This window comes from Blautia sp. AF19-13LB (genome assembly GCF_003479105.1).
Lineage (GTDB): Bacteria > Bacillota > Clostridia > Lachnospirales > Lachnospiraceae > Fusicatenibacter > Fusicatenibacter saccharivorans.
Genome location: NZ_QUGO01000002.1, coordinates 207,666 through 233,761, shown reverse-complemented (window position 1 = coordinate 233,761; position 26,096 = coordinate 207,666). Strand labels below are relative to the sequence as shown.

General features: G+C 41.1%; 23 protein-coding genes and 3 pseudogenes. 23 read left to right on the top strand and 3 right to left on the bottom strand.

Annotated elements, in window-relative coordinates; translation table 11 throughout:
- The first annotated feature begins 5 nt into the window (after window positions 1–5).
- The 21 genes and pseudogenes from DWX32_RS03335 to DWX32_RS03235 form a co-directional block, all read left to right on the top strand.
- Window positions 6–341 carry a YlbF family regulator gene (locus DWX32_RS03335; RefSeq protein ID WP_158578899.1) on the top strand — a complete coding sequence of 112 codons (336 nt, stop codon included), beginning with the start codon at window positions 6–8 and terminating at the stop codon, window positions 339–341.
- Between the two features lie 26 nt (window positions 342–367).
- Window positions 368–781, top strand: a complete 414-nt coding sequence (locus tag DWX32_RS03330; RefSeq protein WP_117761676.1) for a solute-binding protein — start codon at window positions 368–370, stop codon at window positions 779–781.
- Between the two features lie 30 nt (window positions 782–811).
- Window positions 812–1,477: an O-methyltransferase gene (locus DWX32_RS03325; RefSeq protein WP_055265050.1), complete on the top strand. Its 666-nt coding sequence runs from the start codon at window positions 812–814 to the stop codon at window positions 1,475–1,477.
- Window positions 1,474–2,703, top strand: a complete 1,230-nt coding sequence (locus DWX32_RS03320; protein ID WP_055228330.1) for a peptidase U32 family protein — start codon at window positions 1,474–1,476, stop codon at window positions 2,701–2,703. Before DWX32_RS03325 ends, DWX32_RS03320 begins: the two co-directional genes overlap by 4 nt.
- 606 nt (window positions 2,704–3,309) lie before the next feature.
- Window positions 3,310–4,359 (top strand): NAD-dependent epimerase/dehydratase family protein, encoded by a 1,050-nt coding sequence (locus DWX32_RS03315; protein ID WP_024344867.1) that lies wholly within the window; start codon window positions 3,310–3,312, stop codon window positions 4,357–4,359.
- 21 nt (window positions 4,360–4,380) lie between these two features.
- Window positions 4,381–5,631: a nucleotide sugar dehydrogenase gene (locus DWX32_RS03310; protein ID WP_118659266.1), complete on the top strand. Its 1,251-nt coding sequence runs from the start codon at window positions 4,381–4,383 to the stop codon at window positions 5,629–5,631.
- Between the two features lie 13 nt (window positions 5,632–5,644).
- Complete coding sequence (gene rfbC / locus DWX32_RS03305) at window positions 5,645–6,253, top strand: dTDP-4-dehydrorhamnose 3,5-epimerase (protein ID WP_118659265.1); 609 nt, start codon at window positions 5,645–5,647, stop codon at window positions 6,251–6,253.
- 19 nt (window positions 6,254–6,272) lie between these two features.
- Window positions 6,273–7,505 carry a beta 1-4 rhamnosyltransferase Cps2T gene (cps2T, locus tag DWX32_RS03300; RefSeq protein ID WP_118659264.1) on the top strand — a complete coding sequence of 411 codons (1,233 nt, stop codon included), beginning with the start codon at window positions 6,273–6,275 and terminating at the stop codon, window positions 7,503–7,505.
- Between the two features lie 14 nt (window positions 7,506–7,519).
- Window positions 7,520–8,764 (top strand): glycosyltransferase family 4 protein, encoded by a 1,245-nt coding sequence (locus tag DWX32_RS03295; RefSeq protein ID WP_118659263.1) that lies wholly within the window; start codon window positions 7,520–7,522, stop codon window positions 8,762–8,764.
- A 16-nt stretch (window positions 8,765–8,780) separates the two neighbouring features.
- Window positions 8,781–10,094 carry an ATP-grasp fold amidoligase family protein gene (locus DWX32_RS03290; protein ID WP_199671266.1) on the top strand — a complete coding sequence of 438 codons (1,314 nt, stop codon included), beginning with the start codon at window positions 8,781–8,783 and terminating at the stop codon, window positions 10,092–10,094.
- Window positions 10,095–10,121: 27 nt separating this feature from the next.
- Window positions 10,122–11,099 (top strand): glycosyltransferase family 2 protein, encoded by a 978-nt coding sequence (locus tag DWX32_RS03285; RefSeq protein ID WP_118659262.1) that lies wholly within the window; start codon window positions 10,122–10,124, stop codon window positions 11,097–11,099.
- 27 nt (window positions 11,100–11,126) lie between these two features.
- Window positions 11,127–12,272: an EpsG family protein gene (locus DWX32_RS03280; protein WP_118659261.1), complete on the top strand. Its 1,146-nt coding sequence runs from the start codon at window positions 11,127–11,129 to the stop codon at window positions 12,270–12,272.
- Window positions 12,273–12,297: 25 nt separating this feature from the next.
- The gene (locus DWX32_RS03275) at window positions 12,298–13,434 is read left to right on the top strand and encodes a polysaccharide pyruvyl transferase family protein (protein WP_118659260.1); all 1,137 of its coding nucleotides are present in this window, start codon (window positions 12,298–12,300) and stop codon (window positions 13,432–13,434) included.
- 29 nt (window positions 13,435–13,463) lie between these two features.
- A complete protein-coding gene (locus tag DWX32_RS03270; RefSeq protein ID WP_118659259.1) occupies window positions 13,464–14,978 on the top strand; it encodes a lipopolysaccharide biosynthesis protein in 1,515 nt (504 codons plus the stop codon).
- A 4-nt stretch (window positions 14,979–14,982) separates the two neighbouring features.
- Window positions 14,983–15,249: an acyltransferase family protein gene (locus tag DWX32_RS03265; RefSeq protein ID WP_118659258.1), complete on the top strand. Its 267-nt coding sequence runs from the start codon at window positions 14,983–14,985 to the stop codon at window positions 15,247–15,249.
- The gene (locus DWX32_RS03260) at window positions 15,246–16,001 is read left to right on the top strand and encodes an acyltransferase family protein (protein ID WP_118659257.1); all 756 of its coding nucleotides are present in this window, start codon (window positions 15,246–15,248) and stop codon (window positions 15,999–16,001) included. Before DWX32_RS03265 ends, DWX32_RS03260 begins: the two co-directional genes overlap by 4 nt.
- A 27-nt stretch (window positions 16,002–16,028) precedes the next feature.
- On the top strand, window positions 16,029–17,036 hold the full coding sequence (locus DWX32_RS03255) for a Coenzyme F420 hydrogenase/dehydrogenase, beta subunit C-terminal domain (RefSeq protein WP_243037545.1): 1,008 nt from the start codon (window positions 16,029–16,031) through the stop codon (window positions 17,034–17,036).
- 55 nt (window positions 17,037–17,091) lie between these two features.
- Window positions 17,092–18,477 carry a phosphoglucosamine mutase gene (gene glmM, locus DWX32_RS03250; protein WP_118659255.1) on the top strand — a complete coding sequence of 462 codons (1,386 nt, stop codon included), beginning with the start codon at window positions 17,092–17,094 and terminating at the stop codon, window positions 18,475–18,477.
- Window positions 18,478–18,571: 94 nt separating this feature from the next.
- Complete coding sequence (gene glmS / locus DWX32_RS03245; protein ID WP_118659254.1) at window positions 18,572–20,440, top strand: glutamine--fructose-6-phosphate transaminase (isomerizing); 1,869 nt, start codon at window positions 18,572–18,574, stop codon at window positions 20,438–20,440.
- Between the two features lie 6 nt (window positions 20,441–20,446).
- Window positions 20,447–20,650, top strand: coding sequence for a 4Fe-4S binding protein (locus DWX32_RS03240; protein WP_082426130.1), 204 nt, complete (start codon window positions 20,447–20,449; stop codon window positions 20,648–20,650).
- A 9-nt stretch (window positions 20,651–20,659) separates the two neighbouring features.
- Window positions 20,660–21,061, top strand: a pseudogene (locus tag DWX32_RS03235) (sugar phosphate nucleotidyltransferase); the annotation flags it as partial.
- Window positions 21,062–21,136: 75 nt separating this feature from the next.
- Here DWX32_RS03235 and tnpC read toward each other — a convergent pair.
- The 3 genes and pseudogenes from tnpC to tnpA form a co-directional block, all read right to left on the bottom strand.
- Window positions 21,137–22,752, bottom strand: a pseudogene (gene tnpC, locus DWX32_RS03230) (IS66 family transposase).
- A gap of 142 nt (window positions 22,753–22,894) precedes the next feature.
- Window positions 22,895–23,234 (bottom strand): annotated as a pseudogene (gene tnpB, locus DWX32_RS20840) (IS66 family insertion sequence element accessory protein TnpB).
- Window positions 23,228–23,638, bottom strand: coding sequence for an IS66 family insertion sequence element accessory protein TnpA (gene tnpA, locus DWX32_RS03215; RefSeq protein WP_242998605.1), 411 nt, complete (start codon window positions 23,636–23,638; stop codon window positions 23,228–23,230). Before tnpA ends, tnpB begins: the two are co-directional and overlap by 7 nt.
- A 546-nt stretch (window positions 23,639–24,184) precedes the next feature.
- Here tnpA and DWX32_RS03210 point away from each other — a divergent pair.
- Window positions 24,185–25,492 carry a deoxyguanosinetriphosphate triphosphohydrolase family protein gene (locus DWX32_RS03210; RefSeq protein WP_118659251.1) on the top strand — a complete coding sequence of 436 codons (1,308 nt, stop codon included), beginning with the start codon at window positions 24,185–24,187 and terminating at the stop codon, window positions 25,490–25,492.
- A gap of 13 nt (window positions 25,493–25,505) precedes the next feature.
- Window positions 25,506–26,096, top strand: coding sequence for a hypothetical protein (locus DWX32_RS03205; RefSeq protein WP_242998398.1), 591 nt, complete (start codon window positions 25,506–25,508; stop codon window positions 26,094–26,096).

Genomic DNA, 26,096 nt, shown 5'->3' with positions numbered 1-26,096 from the left:
ATACCATGGACAAAGTAACAGAATGCCTGGACGCGCTCATCGAAGAAATGAGGGAGAGCAGGGCATATCAGAATTACTTGTGGATGGAAGAGAAACTTGAAAAAGACCCGGACTTAAAAAGCCGGGTCGACGACTATCGAATCCGCAACTACCGACTGCAGCAGTCCGAAAACGTAGACCTTTACGATGCGGTAGATTCCCTCGAACGGGATTCCTACGCACTCCGCAAAAGCGAGAAAGCAAACGCCTATCTTGAAGCGGAACTCGAGGTCTGTAAGATGGTACAGAAGGTGCAGGACCGTATTTCAGAGGCAATCCGCATCGGCGTACCGGAAATCTAAAACCGAAAATCAAAAGGAGAGCGCCCATGTCCGAAAAGAAAAGGGATGCCGGATACCGCGCAGCGCTGACAGGTGCGAAAGGAACCGTGCGCCTGCTCATTTACGTCTGCGTAATTCTTGTGATCATTCTGGCAGCGAAAACTTCATATCAGTTTGGACATGACGTGTTTGCTGAGGAGCCAGTCGCATCCAGAGGAAAAGGAAAGGAAGTCACCGTACAGGTGCGTTCCGGCATGGAGGCGAAAGAACTTGGCGAACTCCTGAAAGACAACGGACTGATCGACGAAAGCCTTCTGGTTTTCGAAGTCCAGTACCGCCTGTCCGGCTACTACGGCGGCATCAAGGACGGTTCCTACGTGCTGAACACCGCACAGACCGTCGATGAAATGCTGGAAATTCTGGCGGGCATCAACACCGAAGGACAGCCGTCTGCGGAATAACGCACGTTTGCAAAACAAGAGGAATCTTACATGATAATAGACGAACGAATGGTAACCTACATCAATTCCCTGGACACCGGCCACACCCCGTTTCTGGAAAATCTGGAGCGGACGGCCAAACAGGACCGGGTGCCGATCATTCGCCGTGAAATGCAGAGCTTTTTAAAAGTATTCTTAAAGATGAAACAGCCAAAGAGAATCCTGGAGGTAGGAACTGCCGTAGGATTCTCTGCTGTTTTCATGGCACAGTACGGCGAACCGGACGCAGAGATTACCACAATAGAAAATTACGAAAAACGAATCCCGATCGCACGGGAGAACTTCGAAAAATCCGGCTTCGCCGACCGCATCACGCTGATCCCGGGAGACGCTGCAGAAGTCTTAAAAACCCTGGACGGCCCGTACGATTTTATCTTTATGGACGCCGCTAAGGGACAGTACATCCACTTCCTGCCGGAAGTCCTGCGTGTCCTTGATAAGAACGGCGTACTGATCACCGACAACGTGCTGCAGGACGGCGACGTCATCGAATCCCGCTTCGCCGTGGAACGCCGGAACCGCACGATCCACAAACGGATGCGGGAATACTTATTTGAACTGACACACAATGAAGGGCTGCTGACATCGGTCGTGCCGCTGGGAGATGGAATCGCGATCACGATGAAAAGCCATGAGAAGAGAGAGGAAACAACATGAGAAAACCGGAATTACTGGTTCCAGCCAGCAGTCTGGAAGTATTAAAAGTAGCAGTGATCTTCGGCGCAGATGCCGTATATATCGGCGGAGAAGTCTTCGGACTCCGCGCGAAGGCGAAGAACTTTTCGATGGAAGATATGAAAGAAGGCGTGGAGTTTGCGCATGCGCATGGAGTGAAAGTGTATGTCACCGCGAATATTCTGGCACATAATCAGGATCTGGAGGGTGTGCGGGCTTACTTTGCCGAATTGAAAGAGATTGGACCGGATGCACTCATTATTTCGGATCCGGGAGTGTATCGGATTGCGATGGAAGTGTGCCCGGAGATTGAGCGGCATATCAGTACACAGGCGAATAATACGAACTATGGAACGTATCAGTTCTGGTATGAACAGGGGGCGAAGCGCGTCGTGACAGCGCGGGAGCTGTCGCTGGCGGAGATCAAAGAGATTCGGGAGCATATTCCGGAGGAGATGGAGATTGAGACATTTATTCATGGGGCGATGTGTATTTCGTACTCGGGAAGATGTCTGCTGTCCAATTATTTCACAGGAAGAGATGCGAACCAGGGGGCTTGTACACATCCGTGCCGGTGGAAGTATGCGGTCGTGGAAGAGTCCAGACCGGGGGAGTATCTGCCGGTGTATGAGAATGAGAGAGGGACGTATATCTTTAACTCGAAAGATCTTTGTATGATTGAGCATATCCCGGATTTGCTGGATGCAGGGATTGACAGTTATAAGATTGAAGGAAGAATGAAGACGGCGCTGTATGTGGCGACGGTGGCAAGGACGTATCGGAAGGCGATTGATGATTATCTGGAGAGCCCCAAGAAGTATGAGGAGAATATGGAGTGGTATCGTGATCAGATCTCGAACTGTACGTACAGGCAGTTTACTACGGGATTTTTCTATGGGAAGCCGGATCATGAGAGCCAGATTTATGATAGTAATACGTATGTGAAGGAGTATACGTATCTGGGGATTGTTGGGGAGAAGAATGAAAAAAGTAGATATGCGATTGAGCAGAGGAATAAGTTTTCGGTTGGGGAAGAGATTGAAGTGATGAAACCGGATGGGGAGAATGTCTGCGTTACGGTGAAGGGGATCTGGGATGATGAAGGGAACCAGATGGAGAGTGCGCCGCATCCGAAGCAGAAATTGTGGATTGATCTTGGCGTGGAATTGGATAGGTTTGATATTTTGAGAAGGAAAGAAATGGAATAGGATAGGAAAATAAAAGGGGATTAGGAACGTGTCATTTTCGAAAGGCTGCTAATCCTTTTTTTGCGCGAATAGAGATTATGTAAAATAATGGTAATGATAAAAGAAACAAATAGGAAAAAGTTGGACATTCTGTGAAGAAAGTTGCTTCATAATGTTTACAAACTGGAGCAAATAAGCTAGTATATACATGATATTGTTGGACTAAGGCTAAATGCTGTTTTAATAGGCCATAAGTCACAAAAATATGTTAAGTATCATTACAAACGGAATGTATATAACTGGCAATGTCTACTCAACAAAATCAGTTGAGGTCTGATGGTCAATGGTGGAGTTGAATATACATACAGATATAAGCATTTTTGCATAAATATGCGCCGGAGAAATGCGGAAGAAGATGCAACTGATTTTGTTGAGTGAACCTGTCTGGATAAAGATATGTAGGAAAATAGACGAAATATCGAGAAAAGTATTGATTGCTGGGGTAATTGGATACGACAGCATAAGAAAACACTTAGCCGTGTGAGCGGCAAGAGGAAAAAGAAATACTATCTGTGAAGAGCAGATGTGTACATAGATTAGGAAGTTAACAAAAATGGAGGAATACATATGAGCACAGTTACTTTAGATAATAAAACGATTTTAGTCACAGGTGCAGCCGGTTTCATAGGCTCCAACCTTGTGAAACGAATTTATCAGGAGGCTCCTTCTGCTACGGTCATCGGCATCGACAACATGAATGCTTACTACGACGTGGCACTCAAAGAGTTCCGCCTGAATGAGCTGGCCAAGTATCCCACATTTACCTTTGTCAAAGGCAACATCGCCGACAAGGAGCTGATCACGGAGCTGTTCGAGAAGTACAAGCCGTCTGTGGTCGTTAACCTTGCAGCACAGGCTGGTGTGCGTTACTCCATCACCAACCCAGATGCTTATGTGGAATCTAACTTGGTCGGCTTTTTCAATATCCTTGAAGCATGCCGCCATTGCGAGAGTCTGGAGCACTTGGTGTATGCTTCTTCTTCCTCCGTCTACGGTTCCAACAAGAAGGTTCCGTACAGCACGGATGACAAGGTTGACAATCCAGTTTCCCTTTATGCTGCCACTAAGAAATCTAATGAGCTGATGGCACACGCCTACTCCAAACTCTACAACATTCCTTCCACCGGTCTGCGCTTCTTTACCGTATATGGTCCGGCAGGTCGTCCTGACATGGCTTACTTCGGATTCACCAACAAGCTGGTGAAAGGCGAAACTATCAAAATTTTCAACTACGGCAACTGTAAGCGTGACTTTACTTATGTGGATGACATCGTAGAGGGTGTTGTCCGTGTGATGAAGAAGGCACCGGATAAGAAGAACGGCGAAGATGGTCTGCCGATTCCGCCGTATGCAGTTTACAACATTGGCAATCAGAACCCTGAGAATCTGCTGGACTTTGTACAGATTCTGAGCGAGGAGCTGGTTCGTGCAAAGGTTCTGCCGGAAGATTATGACTTTGAGGCACACAAGGAACTGGTTCCGATGCAGCCTGGTGATGTGCCTGTGACCTATGCAGATACCAGCGCACTGGAGCGTGACTTCGGATATAAGCCGAGCACAAGTCTGCGGACTGGATTAAGAAATTTCGCTGAGTGGTACGCTGAGTTTTATAAATAAAAGAATTAGAGGGATAGAGAAATGAGAGAGTTTAAAGATTTAAAGATTGCTGTGGCTGGTACTGGTTATGTTGGTCTTTCTATTGCTACGTTGCTGTCTCAGCATCACAAGGTGACGGCAGTAGATATCATTCCTGAGAAAGTAGAATTGATCAATAACAAAAAGTCTCCGATTCAGGATGAGTACATTGAAAAGTATCTGGCAGAAAAGGAACTGGATCTGACCGCAACGTTGGATGCGAAGGAAGCATACAGTGATGCTGATTTCGTGGTGATTGCAGCTCCTACAAATTACGATAGCAAGAAGAACTTTTTTGACACCAGTGCGGTGGAAGCTGTAATTAAGCTGGTCATTGAGTACAATCCGGAAGCCATTATGGTTATCAAGAGTACCATCCCGGTTGGCTACACTGCAAGTGTTCGTGAGAAATTCCATTGCGACAATATTATTTTCAGCCCGGAGTTCCTGCGCGAGAGCAAGGCTCTGTATGATAACCTTTATCCTTCCCGTATCATCGTCGGAACCGACGTGGATAACGCTCGACTGGTAAAGGCTGCACACACTTTTGCAGAACTTCTGCAGGAAGGTGCTATTAAGGAAAATATCGATACCTTGTTCATGGGCTTCACCGAGGCTGAGGCTGTTAAGCTATTCGCTAACACCTACTTGGCTCTGCGTGTCAGCTACTTCAACGAACTGGATACTTATGCCGAGATGAAGGGATTGAACACACAGCAGATTATCAATGGCGTTTGTCTCGATCCTCGTATCGGCACCCATTACAACAATCCTTCCTTCGGCTATGGCGGCTATTGCCTGCCAAAGGACACTAAGCAGCTGTTGGCAAACTACGCTGATGTGCCGGAGAATCTGATTGAGGCTATCGTTGAAAGTAATAGAACAAGAAAAGACTTCATCGCTGACCGCGTACTGGAGATTGCAGGTGCTTATGAAGCGAATGACAGCTGGGATGAGAGCAAGGAAAAAGAAGTTGTGGTCGGTGTGTACCGACTAACCATGAAAAGCAACAGTGACAACTTCCGTCAGAGTTCCATTCAGGGTGTCATGAAGCGCATCAAGGCAAAAGGCGCAACTGTCATCATTTATGAGCCGACTCTGAAAGATGGTGAGAAGTTCTTCGGTAGCGTTGTGGTTAATGATTTGGATGAGTTTAAGAAGCAGAGTCAGGCCATCATCGCAAACCGCTATGACAAGTGTCTGGATGATGTGAAAGAGAAAGTATATACGAGAGATATTTTCCAGAGGGATTAAAGAGGAAAGACTTATGGGACAGATTAAAGTTGAGAAAAATGTAGGAGGCATCGAAGGTCTTTGTGTTATTGAGCCTGCTGTTCATGGTGATGCCCGTGGCTATTTCATGGAAACCTATAACGAAAAAGATATGAAGGAAGTTGGCATTGATATCCACTTCGTACAGGATAACCAGTCTATGTCTACAAAGGGTGTGCTGCGCGGTTTGCACTTCCAGAAGCAGTATCCGCAGTGCAAGCTGGTACGTGCCGTGCGTGGCACTGTGTTTGATGTTGCGGTTGATCTCAGAAGCAACTCTGAAACCTATGGCAAGTGGTATGGTGTCATCCTGTCGGCCGAGAATAAGAAGCAGTTCCTTATCCCGGAAGGATTTGCTCATGGTTTCCTGGTTCTGAGTGACGAGGCAGAGTTCTGCTACAAGGTCAATGACTTCTGGCATCCGAATGACGAAGGCGGCATGGCCTGGAACGACCCGGAGATCGGCATTGAATGGACACAGTTAAAGGGAGAGTATAAGGGTAGTGCCAGCGCAGAAGGCTACACGCTGGAAGATGGCACGGCACTGAATTTGAGCGATAAGGATCAGAAGTGGTTGGGACTGAAGGATACTTTTAAATTTTAAGAACACAGGGGTAGGAAGAATGCAGCGAGAAAACGAAGTACAACATGTATTTCTGGTAGGAGCTAAGAGCTTAGGTGCTTATGGCGGATACGAGACTTTTGTCTATAAGCTCACAGAGTACCACCAGAATAAGACAAATATTAAATATCATGTAGCGTGTAAGGCTAACGGTGACGGCTGCATGGACGAAACAAAAGTGGATGGTGTGACCATAATCAATGATCACGAGTTTGAATTCCATAATGCACATTGTTTCAAAATAGATATTCCTCAGATTGGACCTGCACAGGCAATTTATTATGATGTTGCGGCACTGAAGGCCTGCTGTAAGTACATAAAAGAACATCGGATTAAGCATCCAATCGTTTATATCATGGCTTGCCGTATCGGACCCTTTGCTGGTCATTTCTATAAAGAAATCCACAAGCTGGGTGGTACTGTGTACCTGAATCCGGACGGACACGAATGGATGAGAGCAAAGTGGTCTGCACCGATTCGGAAATACTGGAAGATTTCTGAGCAGATGATGGTCAAATACTGTGATCTTGCTATCTGTGACTCATTGAATATCGAGAAGTATATTCACGAGTGCTATGACTGCAAAGGTATCAAGGACAGAAATCCGAAGACGACATTTATCGCTTATGGTGCAGATCTGACACTCAGCAAGTTATCTGATGACGATGAGAAGCTGGTGAACTGGTATAAAGAAAAAGGACTGAAGAAAAAGGATTACTACCTTGTCGTCGGTCGTTTTGTACCGGAGAACTCTTTTGAAGTAATGATTCGAGAGTTCATGAAGAGCAAGAGCAAAAAGGACTTTGCCATTATTACAAATGTGAATGAGAAGTTTTTGAATGAGCTTGAGGAAAAACTTCATTTCAAGAGCGATAAGAGAATTAAATTTGTGGGCACTGTCTATGACCAGGAACTGTTGAAGAAGATTCGTGAAAATGCCTATGCATATTTTCATGGACATATGGTCGGTGGTACGAATCCATCGCTGATTGAAGCTCTTGGCAGTACAGATCTGAATCTGCTGGTTGATGTTGCTTTTAATAAAGAAGTAGCAGAAGATTGTGCATTGTACTGGAGCCGCAAGCCGGGGAGCCTTGCAAAACTGATCGATAAAGCAGATCAGATGAGTACAGATGAAATTGCAGAGATGGGCCAGAGAGCTAAGAAACGAGTGGCAGAAGAGTACACATGGGATAAGATCTGCGGACAGTATGAAAGTGTGTTTGTAAAATAAGTTGGGAGAAAAATATGAGGATTATTATAGCAAACTACCGCTATTTTATAGCTGGTGGACCAGAGAAATATATGTTTAAATTTATGGATGCGGCAGAAAAAATGGGAATTGAAGTGATTCCATTCTCTGTTAAAAATCCCCAAAATGAAAAAACTCCATACGCCAAATATTTTGCAAAGCCGCGTTCAAATCAGATAATGTATGCGGATACGAAAAAATCTATTAGTAATTTGATTGGAATGGTAAGAGCTACAGTATGGAACTATGATGCGGAAAAACGGCTTAGACATATGATCCGTGATACTAAGCCTGATGCGGTTTACATATTACACGAAGTAAATCATCTTTCACCTTCTATTATTCGAGCGGCAAGAAAGGAAAGAGTTCGCGTTGTACATAGAATTTCAGATTTTTTTATGTTTTGTCCAAAATATGATTTCTTATGTGAAAATGAAATATGCGAAGCCTGCTTACACGGAGATTATCGAAAGGCAATTGAGCATAGGTGTGTAAAGGGCTCAAAAGCAGGTACACTCTTGAGAGTAATGGCAATGAAATTGTATGCAGCTACTAAAGTATTTGATGATGTTGATCAATATATTTGCACATGTGAATTCAGTAAAAACAAGCTGATTGAAGGTGGAATTTCAAAGGATAAAATTACCTGTGTTCCGACATTTATTGACGCAACGTCAATTACGCCGTGCTATGAAAATGATAAATACTTTCTGTTTCTAGGCCGAATGGCACATCAAAAGGGAACTATCTATGCAATTGAAGCCATGAAATATTTGAGAGACACAGATTATGTTTTGAGAATAACAGGTCAAATATCTGATTCTGAGGAAGATCAAAAAATTTGGAATTATATCAAAGAGAATAACCTAGAAGATAAAATAGTTTTTACTGGATTTAAACATGGAAAAGAATTACAGGAGTTGATATCTCATTCGACGTGTATTGTGTGTCCTGCAATATGGTATGAAAACATGCCGAACACAGTTATTGAAGCATATGCTTATGGAAAACCTGTGGTAGCTTCTAGGATTGGCAGTCTGACGGAGATAGTTGAAGACAACAAAACAGGCTTGTTGTTTGAAATGAAAAACAGTAAGGATTTCTCAGATAAATTGAGAAAATTTATAGCTGAACCTACACTAAGTATGACACTAGGAATAAACGCAAGACATAAAGTTGAGGAAGATTATGCTGTAGAGAAACATATGAATAGTGTTATAAGAATATTAGAAGGAAAGTAATATTGAGGTGAAATATATGGATTTTAAAGAGGCACTCAAGGATCCTAAGAAAATTATTTTTTCACTAGGAATGAAGGGTAAACTTGGCTTTATAAGCGATGAAAAATATCTAAAATTGATGTATTGGGCAAATATAGGGAAAAGACTTAATTTAGAGAATCCGGTAACATTTAATGAAAAACTTCAATGGCTAAAACTTCACAATCAGAACCCGGAATACAGTAAAATGGTGGATAAGTATGAGGCAAAAAAATGGGTGGCTGAAAGAATTGGAGACGAATATATTATTCCTACACTGGGAGTATGGGATTCTTTTGACGAGATTGATTTCAATCAATTACCGAATCAGTTTGTACTAAAATGTACTCATGACAGCGGGGGACTTGTTATTTGTAAGGACAAGAATCATTTCGATAAGGTAAAAGCAAAGAAAAAGATAGAAGCTTCGTTAAAACGAAACTATTTTTTAGTTGGACGAGAGTACCCCTATAAAGCAGTCAAACCGAGAATAATTGCAGAACAGTATATGGAAGATACTGCGACAAAAGAGTTGCGAGACTATAAGATTTTTACGTTTGATAGCATAGCAAAAGCTCTGTTTATTTCTTCGGATCGTCAATCTGGTCAGACGACTGCCGATTATTTTGATATTAATTTTAAATCACTTGATTTTACATGGGGATATCCGCATTCAAAAGTCTTGCCATCCAAACCGAAGAGCTTTGATCAAATGGTGAAAGCAGCAGAATGCCTGGCTAAAGACACGGAGGAGTTGCGTGTGGACTTTTATGAAGTAAATGGTAAAGCATATTTTGGAGAAATGACATTCTTTGATGGAAGTGGTTTTGATGAATTCCATCCGGAAGAGTGGGATAAGAAGTTTGGTGACATGATTAAGCTCCCTGAACAAGTGGGGGGTTACGCAGTAATTCATAATGGTTGGGTTCTATGGTGCCATAAAACCAGTACAAGTGATTGTTTGACAGATTATAAATTTTTCTGTTTTGATGGAATCCCTAAGATAGTTTACGTTGGTAAAGATAAGGCAGATGATCCAAGAACAGATTTCTTCGACATGGACTATAAGCATTTGCCGATCAGAATGAGAGATCCAAATGCAGAAGAAATGCCGAAAAAGCCTGAACTCTTTGAACAAATGAAGAGCATTGCCGCGGAATTATCAAGGGGAGTGCCACATCTGCGAGTGGACTTTTATCTGATTAATGGACACATATATGTTGGAGAACTAACATTTTATCATTGTAGTGGTTTCGCTGAGGTCAAACCGGAAGAATGGAATCTCATTATGGGAAACTGGATAAAAATATAAAATAAAGAGGATAAAGGTAAATCTATCATGAAGGATATTAGCGTTATTATACCGGTTTATAATACGCCATTGGATAAGCTTGAAAAATGTATAGAATCAGTTCTGAAACTTAAGAATAAATGCGATATAGAAGTTCTTATTATTGATGACGGTTCAAAGGACTATATAAAAAAGTTCTTTAAAGAAAAATTCATTGGTGAGGTAGTATACCAATATAAGAAAAATGGTGGAGTGAGTTCTGCCAGAAATATGGGATTGAATATTGCAACAGGAAAGTTTGTCTGTTTTGTTGATGCAGATGATATCATCGTAGAAGATGCTTTTGCAGATTTAGAAAAAACTGAAGATTATCAAATGATTCTCTTTGATATGGCAGTTCTCGAAAATAATAAGAAAGATATTTGGAAGGTATTAAAGTGCAATCGGGGAATCGTTGGTAAAAAGGAAATTCTTATAGAACTTCTTACTAGTAATCGTATGAATAGTCCATGTGCAAAACTCTTTTCTAATGAATGCATACAAAAAAATAAAATAAGATTTGATGAAAAGATGGTTACTGGTGAAGATATGAACTTTGTCATGGACTTTCTAGTAAGTACATCAAAATACTATTACACAGGGGAAAACGCATATTGTTACCAAAGGGAAGAGTCTTCAAGAATAGCAAGAATTAAGCGATATCCGGATGTATATTATGATAATATGTGCTGTTTAAATAACAGACAGGCTTCAATTATAGAGAAGTATAAAATGGAAGAATACAGAGAAAATTTCGTAGAAGATCAGATTAATGGAGCGTACAATTATTTATCTGATTTAATGATGTTACATCTTTTTACAGATACTAGAAAAAAAAGGGTAAGTAAAGACATTAAAGAGCTTGATTGTGATACTGCGACGATGTCAAAAAAGACATTGATTAAGTATGAGATTATTCGTAAAAGACAATGGCTTGTAATGTATTGCTTGGCATTTATTAGAATGCTTTATCTAAAAGTAAAATGAAATTGATATAGAGGGAGGAATACATTTGTGATATATATAGTATTTTTCTTGATATCGTGTTTTCTAATATGGCTGTCAGAAAAAAGTTCAAGCCGATATATTGGGAAACTTTTAGCGTTTATTGCAATTCTGCTACCATGTATATTGGCTGGTATGCGGGCAGATACAATTGGAACAGATCTTAGAGTCTATGTAGAGCCGATGTATAATGCAGCGAAGCAGTCCACTAGTTTTTCTTCCTATATGGATCAGAGATGGTATGTAATATGGCGGTATATGTATGTCAATAAATTTGAAATTGGATTCACGACATTAGTATATTTGATAGAAAAATTAGGAGGCTCTCTAGGAACAGTTTTGTTTTTTATTCAGGCTCTAATACTTGCTCCTATATACTTAGGACTGAAGAGAATGAAAAAGTCATATCCTGTCTACTTAGGAATGCTTGTTTTTTACTTGCTTTTCTATAACACATCATTGAATATGATGAGACAATGGATAGCAATGTCTATTCTTTTCTATGGGCTATCGTATTTAATTACTAATGAAAAGAAAAAATATTTTATAACGATAGTAGTTGCATGCTTATTTCATACAAGTGCATTAATGGGAGTGGTAATCTATTTTCTCTATATGTATTCTCAAAAACAAAGAGAATATATAAAAATTGCTAATTTTAAGTTATCTGGCTCTCTTGCTCCAGTTAAAGTCTTTATATACGGATGTATCGTGTTGCTTTCACTAAATGTAATTGCGGTTTTGTTAAGATCCTTTGGATTGGCAAAATATGCGGGTTATATCCAAGGAAATGGGTCGATTTATCTTATGCCAAATCAAATTATACTTCGTTTGCCAATAATTATACTACTCATAATTAGGTGGAGAAGGATACTGACAGAGGATGAACTTACTCCGTTTTATGGATCAATGCTTGTGTTGGATTTGTTGGCTTCACAATTGATTAGTATTAACGTGTATGCATTTAGAATTGCATCCTTTTTTTCTGAATACAACATGCTCTCATATTCGGCATTGGTTTATGCTGGAAATAGAAAATATCGAACAAATCGATATGTGACTTTATTATATGTGCTAGCATATATGGTGTATTACTGGATATCTTATTATGTCATAACAGGAACTCATGCAACTTTCCCATATATGTTTGCCTAAAAGTGATGTGGAAAGGAAGTAATATATGGTTGGATTATTAACATTAGATTCGAGAATATATAATTATGGCGGATTTTTGCAGGAAATGGCATTACAGGATGCCATTAATAGCCTTGGTTATGAGTGTGAGATTATTGATTATGAAGTTAGTCAAGAGTTTAATACGTTTAGTTTGAAAAGAGGAATCAAGAATTTTTCTTTTGATAAGATAAAGAAAAAGTTGACAAAAGAAAAAACGATTCTGCTGTCCAATCCAGTTTCTGATTTGATTACAAAGCGCAAAAGAGCGTTTGATAAATATAGAGCACATAATCTTGTACTATCAAAAAAAATGAGTTATAGCGATTTGCATAGTATTGATCTAAACTATGAACAACTCGTTTGTGGAAGTGATCAAATTTGGAATCCAGATTATAATATTCCAGCTTTTTTCTTGAATTTTGGAAGAAAAGATTGCAGAAAAATTATCTATGCAGCAAGTATTGGAAAAGGTCAACTTTCTTGCCTTGAAAAGAAAACATATTCGAAACTATTAGAGTTTCCAGACTATATTTCGGTACGAGAAGATTCAGCTCAGAAGCTTATTTCAAGCATAACAGAGAAAAATGTGGAATTGGTTTTGGATCCAACATTGCTACATCAACAAGAATATTGGATGAAAAAGGCTGATGATTCATCTTTGAATCATAGAAACTACATTTTTTGCTATTTTTTAAATCTGACTGACGAAAAAGTGAAATCCGCTAATGACTTTGCAAAAAAAAATAACTGTGAAGTTATAGCAATACCTTATCTTCATAATGAGGTGGAAAAGTATACAGAAAAATTGGAGGGAAAACTTCTTTCAGAAGTGAATCCTGCTGACTTTCTTAATTTGATTCGTAATGCGGAAGCTGTTATAACAGACTCTTTTCACGCAACAGTCTTTTCAATTATTTTCCAAAAAGATTTTTGGTGTTTTGGACGCAATGCAGGAACTTATAACATGAATACACGCCTTCATACTTTGCTCGGCTATGTTGAAATGCAGGATAGGTTGATTGAGCCAGACGATTTGAAAAATAAAATGCATTGTACACATGTGGATATTGATTTGCATAATTTAAAAATTGAGCAGAAGGAATCTATTGCATTTTTGAGTAATGCTCTTGAAATATCGTAAGTATATATGTGCTGGAGGTGGTAAAAAAAGTGTATATAAATCAAAGAAAAGCAGGGGTTATTCTTTCCTATGCAGGACAGTTAGCCAAAATCCTTATCAGCATAATCTACACTCCAATTATGCTTCGACTGCTGGGGCAGAGCGAATACGGACTTTATCAGTTGGTCTATTCTGTCGTTTCCTATTTGAGTTTATTGAGTTTGGGCTTTAGTAGCTCCTATATGAGATTCTATTCTCGCTATAAAGCACAGAAAGATGAAGATGGCGTGGCACGGCTAAATGGAATGTTCCTATTGATATTTGCGTCACTTTCGGTTGTATGTATTTTATGTGGTTGTGTGATGTTGGGGAATATCAGGGCAATTTTTGGTAGCGGTTTGACAGATTCTGAATATGCTACTGCAAAAGTTTTAATGGCTCTGCTTGTTGTTAATCTTGCATTAACATTTCCAAATAGCGTATTTACATGTGCAATTACAGCGCATGAGAGATTCTTATTTCAGAAATTTCTGATTTTGATTCAGAATATATGTAATCCATTACTGGCAATACCACTACTTATTATGGGATACGGATCCATAGGAATGGTTTCGGTAACAACATTTTTGACACTGCTCGTATTGGTTATGAACATATACTATTCTTTCCATAATCTTCATATTAGATTCTGCTTTAGAGGATTTCAAGCTAGCTTACTCAAAGAAATGTGGGTGTTCACATTTTTTATCTTTATAAACCAAATTATTGATCAGATAAATTGGAGTGTAGATAAATTCCTATTAGGTAGATTCGCTGGCACAACAGCAGTAGCAGTTTATGGAGTCGGTGGACAGATTAATTCCATGTACATTGAGTTCTCATCATCTGTTTCAAATGTTTTTGTCCCAAAGGTAAATCGTATTGTTGCAGAAGCTGGTGATGATAGAGAACTGACAAAACTCTTTACAAAGGTTGGACGTATTCAATTCATAATACTTGGCCTGATATTGTCGGGTTTTACCTTCTTTGGTATTCCTTTTATAAAAATTTGGGCTGGTCCAGAATATGGAGCTTCATATGCTGTGGTATTGCTGTTAATTATTCCGGTTACAGTTCCATTAATACAAAATTTGGGAATCGAAATTCAACGTGCAAAAAACATGCATAAAGTAAGAGCAGTTGTCTATTTGGCAATCGCAATTGCCAATGTATTTATTAGCATTCCGCTTATTAAAATTATGGGACCGGCTGGTGCAGCGCTTGGAACCGCAATTTCTCTGATTGCTGGAAATGTTATTTTTATGAACTGGTATTATCATGCTCGTATTGGAATGAATATGTTTTATTTCTGGAAAGAAATTGCGAAATTCGTTCCGGCATTAATCGGACCATGCGTGGTTGGCATTATCATTATGAACTTTGCAAATATTATGGGACTTGTTAAATTGGGAGTATTTGCAATTGTCTATACAGTTGTGTACGGACTCTCAATGTATTTCTTAGGAATGAATGAAGAAGAAAAGCAGCTTGTTATGGGTCCAATTAGAAAAATTTTAAGGAAATAAAGAGATGAAAGAAAAGAAAGAAAATTGGCAAAGCATCCGGGGAATCTGTATATTGGTGGTTGTATTGATTCATTCCTTAGGCGGATTTAATTATTCTACTAGATATGGTACAGAGTTCGTTGTTCTTCGCCAGATCATCAATTTTGCAGTTGCTACATTTGTTTTTATGGCCGGTTATTTTGTGAATGTCGATGCCTTGTCTGATAAAGAATTCAGTTATAAACACTGGATAATTTATCGGGGGGGGAGCGACTGTGTATCCCATTTATGATTTGGTCGCTACTGTATAGTGGACTTGAGCTACTAAAAATCGTACACAGTGGCAATGAGATTCATTGGTTGGGATTTGTTTACCGATTTATTGTTGGAAAGTCAGCAACTCCATTTTACTATATTGTTGTTTTGGTGCAGCTTACGGTGATTACACCTTGGCTAGTCAAAACAGTAAAACAAAATGGAGTTATCAGTAAAATTCTATGGTTAGTAACGCCGCTTTACTTAATGTATTTGTACGCTTGGAATTATATAGTTGGTATCTCACCGCGTCTATATGAAACATTATTTCCAGCATGGTTTGGCTTTTATTATTTAGGAATTCATGTGCGCTGTGGATGGAAATTGAAATGCAATGGATATGCGGCGGCAGGTGCGCTCGCATTAAGTTGCGTTGAAGCGGTTGGATTGAGAGCAGTGGGATTTGATATTGGATTCTATACGAGTCAGATAACAGTTGGTTCATTTCTTTATGCTGTTACCATAATTGGCTGGCTTCTAAAGAAAAATGAAAATAATCGTAGTGGCTGTCGCTTGCTATCAAAGATAGGAGATTGCTCATATGGAATTTTCTATATTCACATGGCAGTGCTGATGATTGTTGGTAGAATTATAGAATGTGAAAACTGGTATGCTTATTGGGCATTGCGATTTGTACTGACATCATTCATTAGTTACATCGTAGTTCATCTTGCTCAGATGACATTGAAGAACCATAAAAAATTGTTGCGGTATATTGGATTTGTATAAAAGGTACTGGAAGAGGAGGATATACTAGTGAAGCCAGAAAAAGTATATGCTTGTTATAGTAAAGATAAAGATGTGAGATTGAGCAGTTCTTCTGGAGCGGTATTTTCTTCTCTGGCAGAGTATGTGCTTAATAAGAATGGCATTATTTATGGTGTCGCGATGTCTGAAGACTGCTATTCGGCAGAATTTATTGCAGTTACGGATCGAAGCGAACTAATAAAACTCCGTGGATCAAAATACCTGCAAGCAAAAGTTGGGGATACATTTAAGAAAGTTAAGGTAGAATTGCAAGCAGGAAAACTTGTGTTATTTACAGGAACAGGTTGCCAAGTAAACGGGTTAAAGAAGTTTTTGGGAAAAGATTATGAAAACTTAATCTGCATGGATGTGATTTGTCACGGAGCACCATCACCTGCATTGTGGAGAGAATACGCACAATATCAAGAAAAAAAGTCTGGTGGAAAGCTGAAAGGAATTAACTTTCGCTGCAAGGATGAAAGTTGGACTGATTTTGGCATGAAGGAAGTTTTGGAAAATATTCCAGAAGATTCCGTAAAAAAGTTTTATATATCTAAAGATAAAGACTCATATATGCAAATGTTTCTGAGAGATTACTGCCTACGTCCTTCTTGCTATGAGTGTGTGGCTAAAAAAGAGAAAATGTCTGATTTAACAGTCGCGGACTTCTGGGGAATTAAAGAAGCTGCCCCGGAAATGAATGATGGGTTAGGAACCTCTCTCGTATTGATTCGAACCCAAAAAGGAAAAGAAATATTTAACTACATCAGTTGCAAAATGAAATTAAAAGAGGTGACATATGAAGCTGGTGTAAAAGGAAATCCTGCTGAATACAAGTCATGTGCAAGGCCGTCACAAAGAGATACTTTTTTTGATGATATGCACACAATGAGTTTCGAAGAGCTGGAAGGAAAGTATGCTGCTCCGATAAAATATTCCTTGAAAACAAGAGCAAAAAGGAAAGTAAAGAAAATAATTAAAAATATGCTTCAAGTAATCGGGGGGGGCAGAGAGTAATATAGAATATGGATTACTCTTTGTACTTCGTGTTTGATTGTAAGGAGAATAAAAAATGTCAAAATACTTTGGAACAGACGGCTTCCGTGGAGAAGCCGGAATTACATTAACAGCGGATCACGCCTATAAGGTTGGTCGCTTCTTAGGCTGGTATTATAATGCTCTCCGTGAGCGCAACGGTGACACCGATCCTGCTCGTATTGTTATTGGTAAGGATACCCGCCGCAGCTCGTACATGTTCGAGTACAGCCTTGTGGCTGGTCTGACCGCTTCTGGTGCAGATGCCTATTTGCTCCATGTTACCACTACTCCATCTGTGGCGTACATCGCTCGCGTGGATGACTTTGATTGCGGCATTATGATCTCCGCCAGTCACAATCCGTACTACGACAATGGCATCAAGCTAATCGACTGCTATGGCGAGAAAATGCCTGAGGAAACTCTGCTGTTGGTGGAGGACTATATTGACGGCAAACTCCATGTCTTTGATAAGGACTGGCCAGAGCTGCCCTTTGCTCATCGTGAGCACATCGGCTGCACTGTGGACTATGTGGCAGGTCGCAACCGCTACATGGGCTACCTGATCTCGCTAGGCATCTACTCCTTTAAGGGTGTCAAGGTCGGTTTGGATTGCGCTAATGGTAGCTCTTGGAATATCGCAAAGTCCGTGTTCGATGCGCTTGGCGCAGATACCTATGTCATCAATAATAATCCGAATGGGCTGAACATCAATAACAATGCAGGTTCAACCCATATCGAGGGCCTTCAGAAGTTTGTTGTGGAGAAGGGCTTGGATGTTGGTTTTGCTTACGATGGTGATGCCGACCGTTGCCTGTGCGTGGACGAAAAGGGCAATGTTATCACTGGCGATCATATCCTTTACATTTACGGTTGTTACATGAAGGAACGTGGTAAGCTGTTAAATAATACTGTTGTTACCACAGTTATGTCCAACTTTGGTCTCTACAAGGCTTTCGATGAGCAAGGTATCGGTTACGCTAAGACCGCTGTCGGCGATAAGTATGTTTATGAGTATATGGCCAAGAACGGCTGCCGTATCGGCGGTGAGCAAAGCGGCCATATCATCTTCTCCAAGTATGCGAGCACTGGTGATGGTATTCTGACCAGCCTGAAAATGATGGAAGTCATGCTGGCTAAGAAGAAGCCGATGAGTGAGCTGGCAGCACCGCTGAAGATTTATCCGCAGGTGTTGGAAAATGTCCGTGTGACCGATAAGAAAGCTGCACAGAATGATCCTGTTGTTCAGGAAGCTGTGTCTAAGGTTGCTGAAGCACTGGGCGATACTGGTCGTATTCTGGTGCGTGAGTCCGGCACTGAGCCTGTGGTGCGTGTCATGGTGGAAGCACCAGATCATGATACTTGCCAGAAGTATGTTGACGAAGTGGTTAATGTGATCTGCGAAAAGGGATATAAGGCGTAAAGTCAATGACGACTCTGGCAATTACCCGGAGTCGTTTTGCATAAGAGGGAAAGTATAATAGACGAGAGAAGTAAATATCGGGAGGGATAAATCTATGTGTGGAATCGTTGGTTTTACAGGAAACCGACAGGCAGCACCGATCCTGCTGGATGGTCTGTCGAAACTGGAATATAGAGGATATGATTCGGCCGGACTGGCTGTCCGTGATGGAGAGAATCTGGCACAAGTCGTGAAAGCAAAGGGTCGTCTGTCCAATTTGATCGAAAAGACAGATGGCGGTAAGGCATTGAAAGGAACCTGTGGTATCGGACATACCCGCTGGGCTACCCACGGTGAGCCGAGCCAGACAAATGCACATCCGCATGTATCTGGTAATTGCACCAGATCTGGTTCCGGCCCGGTCGAATCCGAGGTCGTTGGTGTACATAACGGTATTATTGAGAACTATACCGAACTGAAGGAAAAGCTGCTGAAGCACGGTTACACTTTCTACAGTCAGACCGATACGGAAGTAGTTGTTAAACTGGTTGATTACTATTATAAGAAGTATAACCTTGGCCCCATCGATGCTATTGCGAAGACAATGGTTCGTGTCCGTGGTTCCTATGCTTTGGAGCTGATGTTCCGTGACTATCCGGGCGAGATCTGGGTGGCGCGTAAGGACAGCCCCATGATCATCGGCATTGCTAACGAAGAAACTTATGTAGCTTCGGATGTTCCGGCAATCCTGAAATACACTCGCAATGTGTATTATATTGGAAACCTTGAGTTTGCAAAACTTGTTCCGGGTGAGGCTCATTTCTATGACCTGAATGGTGATGAAATCGAAAAGCAGACCACCGAGATCAAGTGGGATGCAGAAGCGGCTGAAAAGAGCGGCTTTGAGCATTTCATGATGAAAGAGATCCATGAGCAGCCGAAAGCTGTCCAAGATACTCTTAATTCCGTAATCAAGAACGGAGTTATCGATCTGTCCAGCGTGGAGATTACCGAAGATGAGATTAAGAATTTCGAGCAGATTTATATTGTTGCTTGTGGTTCTGCATGGCATGTGGGCATGGCTGCTCAGTATGTGCTGGAAGATATGGCAGACATCCCGGTGCGTGTGGAACTTGCCTCTGAGTTCCGCTACCGTAAGATGCCGCTCAATCAGAAGGCACTGGTGGTCGTTGTTAGCCAGTCTGGTGAGACAGCGGATACACTGGCAGCATTGCGTCTTGCAAAAGAAAAGGGCATCACCACAATGGCAATCGTTAATGTGGTGGGCAGCAGCATCGCGCGTGAAGCGGATAAAGTGTTCTACACACTTGCTGGACCGGAAATCTCTGTTGCTACGACAAAGGCATACAGTGCACAGCTTGCCGCTATGTACTGCCTGGCAGTGCAGTTTGCGAAGGTCAGAGGCAAAATCACGGATGAGCAGTACAGCTATTATATTTCTGAACTGCAGACTATTCCGGAGAAGATACAGAAGATTCTGGAAGACAAAGAGCGTATCCAGTGGTTTGCGGCAAAGTACGCCAACGCTCATGATGTGTTCTTTGTTGGTCGTGGTATCGACTATGCAGTCAGCCTGGAAGGCAGCTTGAAGCTGAAAGAAATCAGCTATATCCACTCCGAGGCATACGCAGCAGGTGAGCTGAAGCACGGCACTATCAGCCTGATTGAGCAGGGAACACTGGTCATCGGTGTGCTAACTCAGAGTGAACTGTATGAGAAGACTGTAAGCAATATGCTGGAGTGCAAGAGCCGTGGGGCTTATCTGATGGGACTGACTACTTATGGCAAGTACGAGATTGAAGATCAAGTGAACTTCACAGTCTATGTCCCGAAGGTAGACGAGCATTTCATTGGCAGTCTGGCCGTGATTCCGCTGCAGTTGCTGGGATACTATGTATCTGTGGCAAAGGGCCTCGATGTGGATAAGCCGAGAAACCTTGCAAAGAGTGTGACGGTGGAGTGATTGGATATGGAAAGAGAAATACCAGTACTATATAAAAGAAAAGAAGATTGTTGCGGATGCACAGCCTGTTATGCTATCTGTCCGAAAGAAGCTATATCTATGGTGGAAGACGAAGAAGGCTTTGAATATCCACAGATAGATGAAAGTAAATGTGTTCGTTGCTATCAGTGCATTAAGGTATGCCCAATTAAAGCAGCACGAGCACAGTAAGGAGAGATTATGAACACAACATTACTTATCATGGCGGCCGGAATCGGCAGCCGATTTGGAACAGGAATAAAATAGTTGAAGCCGGTCGATGATGCTAACCATATCATCATGGACTACTCAATTCACGATGCGATTGAGGCTGGTTTCAAGCATGTGGTATTTATTATCCGTAAGGATATCGGGAAGGAGTTCAAAGAGGCCATCGGTGATCGTATTGCCGCTATTTGCTCTTCTCATAATGTAACTGTTGACTATGCTTTCCAAGATATTAACGATATTCCAGGAGAACTTCCGGCAGGCCGGACAAAGCCGTGGGGAACCGGTCAGGCTGTGCTTGCTGCGAAAAATGTGATTGAGACTCCGTTCATTGTGATCAATGCAGATGATTACTATGGCAAGGAAGGTTTCAAGGTAAGCGCCAAATAATAATGCGGTTAGATACAAGATTACTCCAGCCCTTTACGAGTTGGAGTAATTCACTATAATTCACATGCGATTTTTGCTAGATTGGAGTTTTTCACTCCAAGGTGCCAGTTCCGCCAGCTGTTCATCGGTCATATTTTTACTCGGTCGGTTCTCCAGCAGAAATTTAAGATATCCGTAGATGTTCAGCCCATGTGCTTTGGCCATCTCAACCATTGTGTAGACTACTGCGCTGGCATTCGCTCCGTCCACGGAACTGCTGAACAGCCAGTTTTTTCGCCCCACTGCGAACGGACGGATCGCATTCTCACTGAGATTATTGGTAAAGCTGCACCGCCCGTCTTCCAGATAGGTTTCCGCTATATCACGCCTGTTGAGAACATAATTCACGGCTTTATCCAGCCGGGTATTCCGGACGGGCTTTTGCTGGTCAAGCCACGGCCAGAAAGCCTCCAGAACAGGTTTTTCCTTCTCGAGACGCAGTTGTTTCCGCTTTTCATAATTACCGGGATGCTTTTTGTTAATGGAGTCTTCCATGGCAAACAACCGATTGCAGTACTGGACTCCCTGTACTGCAGGCTGGCTGTAATCATACTGCTTCCCTTTGGGAACAGCGTCGATAAAGTAGCGGCGGATATGTGCCCAACAGGAGCAGCGCCTGATCCCAGGCAGACTGTTATAACCCTGATAGCCGTCCGTTTCCAGATATCCGCTGTAGCCTTCCAGAAACTCCTTTGCATGGCTGCCGCTCCTGGTCGGGGAATAGCCATACAGGATGATCTCCGCAAGTCCGCCCTCACCGCTTCGGAACAGCCACATGAATGACTGGGTCTGTGCCCTGCGTCCTTCCTCTTTCAATACCTGGACCCGCGTCTCATCTGCCATCGCAAAACTACGTTTCAGCAGCTCCCGATGAAAGTAATCGTACATTGGCTGAAAATAGTTCTTTGAACAGTAGATGATCCAGTTTGCAAGGGTCGTCCGGCTGATCTGCACCCCATACTGCTTCCAGTCCTTTTCCTGCCGGAAAGTGGAAGCCCATTGGCATACTTCTGGTACATAGTCCATGCAGCTGCAGATGCTGATGCAGGTCCTTTTCCAAGCAGAGCCGGCGGAACCTGAGACTTTACGATCACAGGCTTTTCTGTATCGCCGAGTCCTTCCTTGCAGGAGGGGCATCCATAGCTCTGGCTGTAGTATTCGATCACTTTACAGGTGGCAGGAATGAATTCCAGTTCCCGGCGGACATATTCCTCACCGATCAGGACCATCTGCGTACCACATACCGGACAGATCTGATCCTCTTCCGGAAGTGGGACCACTACTTTTTCAACTTTCAGGCCTTTGAAGAGTTCCTCATGTGCTGCCTTCTTTTTACGGGTATGCTCCCGGATTACCGTTTCGCCTTCCAACAGGGATGGATCCTGTTCCACTTCTGCTTCATCGAAGAGATTCTGCTGTCCCGGAATATCATCAGATCTTCTCTCGCTGGAGGGACCCAAGAGTTTTTTTGTCAGATAATCTACCTGTTCCTGAAGAGCTTTCTCATGACTGGTTTTTTCGTCAATAATAAGACGGAGAGCTTTGATCAGTTCCGTCTGCTCCGCTATCATTGTTTTCAGTTGTGATACGGTATCTTTCAGCTCTCGAAGCTGGATATCTTTTGCACTGGAAGCCATCGTTTCTCTCCTTGGATTTGATTCCTTTATTATACCAGAAAGGGGGCTTTTACTAAAGGAAAACAACGCCTGAAAAATGCCGGATTTACAAGGGATTTCCGGATTTTTCCATGCAGGATTTCTGCCAGGATCCACGAGCTTTTTATTCTGCTTTGAGGGCTTTTGGCTGGTCAATATCAATCCCGGACATCAGCCAGTCAAACTCCCGCCAGGAAAGATTCCGGACCTCTGACTGCTTTCTGGGCCATTGATAACCGCCGCGGACAGACAATCGCTTATATCAGAACGAAGCCATCCGGTTCGCGGAACAAGGCTTTGATCCTGTCCCGTCTTCTTCCACAGAAAAGGAAGAGAGCACTGGACGACGGATCCATCTTAAGCTGGTCTTCGATAACGGTGCAGAGTCCGTCAATAGATTTCCTCATATCCGTGTAGCCACAGACAATGTAGATCTTCTCAAGTCCGGAAACATCACCTAACATGAAAACTCCTGAAGCATGCGAAAAGTCCTGGTGAGCAGAACAGGATCCGCATCATTGCTGATGCGGACTGTGATATCCTTCATAGAAACTTCAATCGTATGTGGATTGTCAAGGTTCGAATTTAGCATCTGCGATGCGGTATGCTGTTCCGGAATGTGATCCGGAACAATGTCAATGGGAACCACGTCCTGTTTCGGGCGTGGAACCTCAAGATGACCATAATTCGCCGCTGGGATCTGATCCGCTGCTGTTTTCCGACAACGGCTGACCCAGTTGTAAAAGGTGCTTACTGCAATGTCGTTTTCACGACACCAGTCAGCATCTGTCATGCCGCTCTGACGGCATTCATTGATAAGTCTGATCTGTTCCACCATCGGAACGCGGGTCTTGCGAGTACCTGCCATAACCTATCCTCCATAATTGTAGTGAAATAATCTAAGTATCTATCAGCTGCAATTATAGGGGAAATCTAAGGATTTGAAAATCCGCAGGAATACTTGGCGCTTACGAAAATACAAAAGTTCAGGTTGCAACTGAAAATGATAAAATATTGAGAGTGTGTTATGGAGATTATATGCAACTTCCAAAGAAAGAGGATAGAGGAGCTCACCATAATACCCAGATATATTATGATTCGGATCGGGATTATAAAACGGCTCTAAAATCTGGAATACCGCAACGTTTTTTTGAGGGGGAATATGAACTGGGAAAATTTTAAAATTAATAAACAGGTTACATTATTAAGGCAGATTTCTTGTACTTATTGGAACATAGATTGGATTGAAACATATAGAGACGCAGACATGAGATCACAGGTTCGAATCCTGCTGTTCTAACTCTCTATTGAATGAAGAAATATCTATCATATATTTTTACAAAACGTTTTATAGAAATATGGGACGTTTTGTAGTATGATATAAAGAAAAGTATGTAGGAGGAAGCATATAAAGATGAAAGAAGTGTCTAAAAGTCCGCTTGAAGTTTCAAGGGATAAAATAAAAAGAACGTTATTAAATACCATGAAGACGGACTGTATGGAAACATATGTGCACATCGAAGAGTCTAGATATCGTCCTGATGGTCCTTTTCAGAGAGATTATGCAAGAATAATGTATTCTTCTTCTTTTAGACGTTTACAGGGGAAAATGCAGCTTCTTGGAATAAGAAATGATCAATTTTTTAGAAATAGGTTGACACATAGCTTGGAAGTTGCGCAGATCGCCAGATCTATCGCAGGGACTATACAATATGATGCTGGTGAAAGTTATATAGTTGAGGCAGGTGCTTTAGCTCATGATTTAGGAAACCCGCCATTTGGACATGCGGGAGAGAGATATCTTAATGAAATGTTTCAAGATATAGGAGGGTTTGAAGGCAATGCACAGACATTGAGAATTCTTACTAATATTGAAAAAAAACGTCCAGAATTTAGAGGCTTGAACTTAACATATAGAAGTATGTTAAGTGTTGTAAAATATTTTAATAAGTTTAATGCTGAAAAATTTAAAAATGATAAAAAGAGTCAGAAATTTATTTATGATGAAGATTATGACTTACTTAAGAAGTTCGTTGATGAAAATGCAATTAAAGTAAGAACGTTAGACGTCCAAATTGTGGATATTGCAGATGAAATCGCATATGCAGCGCATGATTTAGAGGATGGATTAAGAGTAAAAGCATTTACAATTGATGAAATATTGCATGATTATAAAGCAAAATATGGAGAGACTGAATCATATTCTGTTTTTGAAGAAAATGTTAATGAGGCGCGAAAGAAAGCTGGATATGGTACTAATAAGATTGATTCAACACAATATTCTAAATTGTTTAGACAAGAATTAGCTTCAAGATTAATTAACTTGGCGTTAAATGATATTGACTTGGTTCCTGTTACAGATGACATGAGAAATAAAACTAATACAATGCAGACTGAGGAATTAGGATTTAGTAAATATGAAGAATTGATTCATGGATTGAAGGATATTGTGTTTAGATGTATTAATCACAATGATGATGTATATCATTATGAACAGCAAGGAAGAAAGGTAATTAAATTTTTGAAAGAATTATATTCAGAAGAAAGAATGTATTTACCTCCAGAATATAGAGCAAAAGAAATTATGGAGCAATATGAAGATTTAAAGGATGTAGATGCTAATAGATTACAAGACAGATTGATTTGTGATTATATTGCTGGTATGATGGATTCCTATGCAATATCTGTTTATGAAAAATTTTCAGGACAAAAATTTATGTGAGAGTGATTGAAAAATGAATAAATTGATGGGATTTTTGGAATTGAAGGAAATGAAGCTACCATCTGTTCCATGGAAACAATATACAGGAAAGGAGAATTTTGAAGATAGATATTTATGGACTGTAAGAAGTGCTGTATATCGTGGAAATGATTTGAACTTACCGCGTTCTATTGGTGAATCATCGAAAGTATCAAAAAAATTTGCTGATCAACTTTTAAAAGAGATGAATAATAATGGAATTGTTATCTATTATCCATATTTTATTGCAAATAAAAGTGGAACATTAGAAGTAAGAAGTGATAAAGTAATTATAGAAGCGGTAAAAGATGATTTATGGAATTTGGTTACGTATTCTGAGAGAGAAGTGACTATAATTACTGATATAGATGGTAATAAATCAATAATTGGAAATGCAAACTTTATAAGTAATGAAGAATTGGATAGTCTTAGTAAGCACATTCCTGAAATTCGAAAACTGTTTAGGAATGATTTGCTTCAAGGCAAAGCTGCTTTATTAGAATGGAGTTTTGCGCAGTCTTGTAATGCTAGTAAAGAGCCAATAGGTGAAAAATATTTAGTGTTTTATGAAGCACGTACAGTGTAA

Coding starts and splice junctions, on each gene's coding strand:
- DWX32_RS03330 (WP_117761676.1), top strand. CDS start 368: ATGTCCGAAAAGAAAAGGGATGCCGGATACCGCGCAGCGCTGACAGGT.
- DWX32_RS03275 (WP_118659260.1), top strand. CDS start 12,298: ATGGTTGGATTATTAACATTAGATTCGAGAATATATAATTATGGCGGA.
- DWX32_RS03320 (WP_055228330.1), top strand. CDS start 1,474: ATGAGAAAACCGGAATTACTGGTTCCAGCCAGCAGTCTGGAAGTATTA.
- DWX32_RS03295 (WP_118659263.1), top strand. CDS start 7,520: ATGAGGATTATTATAGCAAACTACCGCTATTTTATAGCTGGTGGACCA.
- DWX32_RS03310 (WP_118659266.1), top strand. CDS start 4,381: ATGAGAGAGTTTAAAGATTTAAAGATTGCTGTGGCTGGTACTGGTTAT.
- cps2T (WP_118659264.1), top strand. CDS start 6,273: ATGCAGCGAGAAAACGAAGTACAACATGTATTTCTGGTAGGAGCTAAG.
- DWX32_RS03290 (WP_199671266.1), top strand. CDS start 8,781: ATGGATTTTAAAGAGGCACTCAAGGATCCTAAGAAAATTATTTTTTCA.
- DWX32_RS03335 (WP_158578899.1), top strand. CDS start 6: ATGGACAAAGTAACAGAATGCCTGGACGCGCTCATCGAAGAAATGAGG.
- DWX32_RS03265 (WP_118659258.1), top strand. CDS start 14,983: ATGAAAGAAAAGAAAGAAAATTGGCAAAGCATCCGGGGAATCTGTATA.
- rfbC (WP_118659265.1), top strand. CDS start 5,645: ATGGGACAGATTAAAGTTGAGAAAAATGTAGGAGGCATCGAAGGTCTT.
- DWX32_RS03205 (WP_242998398.1), top strand. CDS start 25,506: ATGAATAAATTGATGGGATTTTTGGAATTGAAGGAAATGAAGCTACCA.
- DWX32_RS03315 (WP_024344867.1), top strand. CDS start 3,310: ATGAGCACAGTTACTTTAGATAATAAAACGATTTTAGTCACAGGTGCA.
- DWX32_RS03210 (WP_118659251.1), top strand. CDS start 24,185: ATGAAAGAAGTGTCTAAAAGTCCGCTTGAAGTTTCAAGGGATAAAATA.
- tnpA (WP_242998605.1), bottom strand. CDS start 23,638: ATGGCAGGTACTCGCAAGACCCGCGTTCCGATGGTGGAACAGATCAGA.
- DWX32_RS03260 (WP_118659257.1), top strand. CDS start 15,246: ATGATTTGGTCGCTACTGTATAGTGGACTTGAGCTACTAAAAATCGTA.
- DWX32_RS03285 (WP_118659262.1), top strand. CDS start 10,122: ATGAAGGATATTAGCGTTATTATACCGGTTTATAATACGCCATTGGAT.
- glmS (WP_118659254.1), top strand. CDS start 18,572: ATGTGTGGAATCGTTGGTTTTACAGGAAACCGACAGGCAGCACCGATC.
- DWX32_RS03240 (WP_082426130.1), top strand. CDS start 20,447: ATGGAAAGAGAAATACCAGTACTATATAAAAGAAAAGAAGATTGTTGC.
- glmM (WP_118659255.1), top strand. CDS start 17,092: ATGTCAAAATACTTTGGAACAGACGGCTTCCGTGGAGAAGCCGGAATT.
- DWX32_RS03325 (WP_055265050.1), top strand. CDS start 812: ATGATAATAGACGAACGAATGGTAACCTACATCAATTCCCTGGACACC.